This window comes from Mesorhizobium sp. M7A.F.Ca.AU.002.02.1.1 (assembly GCF_003998535.1).
GTDB lineage: Bacteria > Pseudomonadota > Alphaproteobacteria > Rhizobiales > Rhizobiaceae > Mesorhizobium > Mesorhizobium ciceri.
This window is the reverse complement of record NZ_RZPB01000751.1, coordinates 1-2,908: the sequence shown is the minus strand read 5'-3', so window position 1 is coordinate 2,908 and position 2,908 is coordinate 1. Positions and strand designations below refer to the sequence as shown.

Annotated in this window: 3 protein-coding genes and 1 pseudogene; 3 read left to right on the top strand and 1 reads right to left on the bottom strand. The window is 67.1% G+C overall.

The window, feature by feature from the left end; genetic code table 11:
* Window positions 1-110: pseudogene (locus EN879_RS40270) on the bottom strand (DUF1285 domain-containing protein); the annotation flags it as partial.
* Between the two features lie 154 nt (window positions 111-264).
* Between EN879_RS40270 and EN879_RS30640 the strand changes: the two are divergent.
* From EN879_RS30640 to EN879_RS30630, 3 genes are all read left to right on the top strand, one after another.
* Entirely contained in the window at window positions 265-1,269 is a 1,005-nt protein-coding gene (locus tag EN879_RS30640) for a MoxR family ATPase (RefSeq protein WP_013529968.1), read from the top strand.
* On the top strand, window positions 1,269-2,231 hold the full coding sequence (locus EN879_RS30635; protein WP_013529967.1) for a DUF58 domain-containing protein: 963 nt from the start codon (window positions 1,269-1,271) through the stop codon (window positions 2,229-2,231). Before EN879_RS30640 ends, EN879_RS30635 begins: the two co-directional genes overlap by 1 nt.
* Window positions 2,228-2,908: BatA domain-containing protein (locus EN879_RS30630; protein WP_206521032.1), on the top strand; the 681-nt coding region annotated here is incomplete at its 3' end. The genes EN879_RS30635 and EN879_RS30630, both read left to right, overlap by 4 nt.

The window sequence follows — 2,908 nt, the reverse complement described above, 5'->3', positions numbered from 1 at the left end:
CGCGCGCCGCCCTTGCCGGCACGGGCGGCGCGCGAGATCAGCGCCTCGAGACCACGCGCCTCGGTGGCATCAGTCAGGCTTTCTTCACGATGTCCCAAGGGTCCCGTCATGGTCACGAAATAGTCACTGTTGTTCCGCTTGTCAGCCTAAGTCTGTGATTTAAGTTTCGATGTAGGCGCCACGCGAGGCCGAATCGCGGCAACTTATGGTATGGTGCAGCCGTTGTTCCAGCCATGGTATTCCAACCACAAGGATCGATGCGGCATGAGCGTGATGGTCAAGGAAAGCCCGATCAGCGAAAAGGACATGATCGCCGAGGCCGAGAAGGCGCTTGCCGACATCTCCCGGATCCGCGACGGGGTCGGCCGGGTCATCTTCGGACAGGAAAGCGTCGTCGAGCGCACGCTGGTGGCGCTGCTGGCCGGTGGCCATGCGCTTTTGGTCGGCGTGCCGGGTCTCGCCAAAACCAAGCTGGTCGAAACACTTGGCATCGTGCTCGGCCTCGATTCGCGTCGCATCCAGTTCACGCCGGATCTGATGCCGTCCGATATCCTCGGCTCCGAAGTGATGGAGCAGGACGAGACCGGAAAACGCTCCTTCCGCTTCATCTCCGGGCCGATCTTCGCCCAGCTGCTGATGGCCGACGAGATCAACCGCGCGTCGCCGCGCACTCAGTCGGCGCTGCTGCAGGCCATGCAGGAATACCACGTCACCATTGCCGGCGCCCGCCATGACCTGCCGGCGCCCTTCCACGTGCTGGCAACCCAGAACCCGCTGGAGCAGGAGGGCACCTATCCGCTGCCCGAGGCACAGCTTGACCGCTTCCTGATGCAGGTGGACATCCTCTATCCCGAAATCGAGGCGGAGCGCCGCATCCTTCTGGAAACCACCGGCATCGAGGACGCGAAAGCGCAAAACGTGCTGCAGCCGGTGCGGCTGAAGGAGATCCAGACGCTGATCCGCCGCATGCCGGTGCCTGAAAGCGTCGTCGAGGCGATCCTGACGCTGGTGCGCTCGGCGCGTCCCGGCCAAGGCAATGCCGAGACCGATAAGAACGTCGCCTGGGGTCCCGGCCCGCGCGCCAGCCAGGCGCTGATGCTGTGCACAAGGGCGCGCGCGCTTTACGACGGACGGCTGGCGCCCTCGGTCGACGACGTCCGTGCGCTGGCCGAGCCGGTGCTGCAGCATCGCATGGCGCTGACCTTCGCCGCCCGCGCCGAAGGCACCAGCGTGCGTGACGTGGTGGCGAAACTCGTGAAAGGGATTTGATGCCGCGCATCGGCGAGGTCCAGGCTCCGGCAGCGACGCGCGACGCGCTCGCCCGTGGCCGGTTGCGGGCCTCGCTTGTGCCAGACCTGCTGGTCGAGGCGCGCCGTATCGTCAACACCGTGATCGCCGGCTGGCACGGCCGCCGCAAGCGCGGCATCGGCGAGAATTTCTGGCAGTTCCGGCCCTATGTCGAGGGCGATTCCTCGCGCATCGACTGGCGCCGCTCGGCCCGCGACGACCACACCTATGTGCGCGACCGCGAATGGGAAGCCGCCCATACCGTCTGGCTGTGGGCCGACCCCTCGCCGTCGATGCTCTACAAATCGACAGGCGCCAGCGTTTCCAAGCAATCGCGCGCGCTGGTGCTGGCGCTGGCCATGGCCGAGCTGTTGTCGCGCAGCGGCGAACGCATCGCCTGGCCGGGCCTCACCGACCCGTTCACCGCCCGCAACGGCGCCGAACGAATTGCCGCCCAGTTGATGCATGCCGGCGAGCTGCCGGCAAAACCCGACCTGTCCGACATCAGGCGCTTCTGCGACATCGTCATCGTCAGCGACTTCCTCGATCCCGTCGAGGAGACGATGGCCTGGCTCGACGTGCTGGCCCGCCACGGCGTGCGCGCCCACCTGATCGAGGTCGCCGACCCGGCCGAGGAGACCTTCCCCTATGCCGGCCGCACCGAATTCACCGATCCCGAGACCGGCGACAAGCTGACCGCCGGCCGCGCCGAAATGCTGGGTGATGAGTATCGCCTGCTCTACACCGCCCGCCGCCACGAACTGGCCGCCTGGTGCAAGCGGCTTGGCTGGAGCTTTACCGTCAACCACACCGATCGGCTCGCCTCCGACGCGCTGGTGCGGCTGCACATGGCGATGACCACTGATGGCCCCTCGGTCAGGCCGACCGCTGGCGGTCGTGCAGGCATCGCTGGTGGCGATCGGCCAGGAAAGGCTGTCGCATGAGTTGGCTGCCGCTCTCCTTTGGCGCCCCCATGGTGCTGTGGGGCCTGCTGGCACTGCCGGTGATCTGGTGGCTGCTCAGGCTGACGCCGCCCAAGCCGCAGACCGAGATCTTCCCGCCGCTGAAGATCCTGGCGCGCGTACTGAAGCGCGAGGAGACGCCGCAGCAGAGTCCGTGGTGGCTGACGCTGCTCAGGCTCTTGATGGCGGCCCTCATCGTCGCGGCATTGGCCGACCCGGTCTTCAATCCGCGTGAAAAGCTGCCGGCCGAAGGAGCCGCCCTTGCCCTGGTCATCGACAATGACTGGGCAAGTGCCGCCGACTGGGGCAAACGCGTCGCCACCGCCGAGCGGCTGATCAACGACGCCGGCTCCAACGGCGTGCCGGTCGTCATCGCCTTCACCGCCGAAAAAGCCAATGCCGAGATCGGCCCGTTCGATGCCGCCACCGCCCTTGACCGGCTGCGCGCCGCCAAGCCGCGGCCGATCCCGACCGACCGGCCCGCCGTCTATGCCCGCGTCGCCGGCGTGCTGGAGACCTTGCCCGGGGCCAGTGTCGCCGTGCTTGCCGACGGCCTGGCGGCAAAAGGCGATGAAGCCGCCTTCAACACGCTTTTGTCGAAAAATGCCGCCCGTGTCGTCTGGGCAACCGCCGACAGGCTGTCGCTGACGGGCCTGACC

Excerpts from the sequence above, each read along its gene's own strand:
- EN879_RS30635 (WP_013529967.1), top strand. The coding sequence starts at position 1,269 with ATGCCGCGCATCGGCGAGGTCCAGGCTCCGGCAGCGACGCGCGACGCG.
- EN879_RS30640 (WP_013529968.1), top strand. The coding sequence starts at position 265 with ATGAGCGTGATGGTCAAGGAAAGCCCGATCAGCGAAAAGGACATGATC.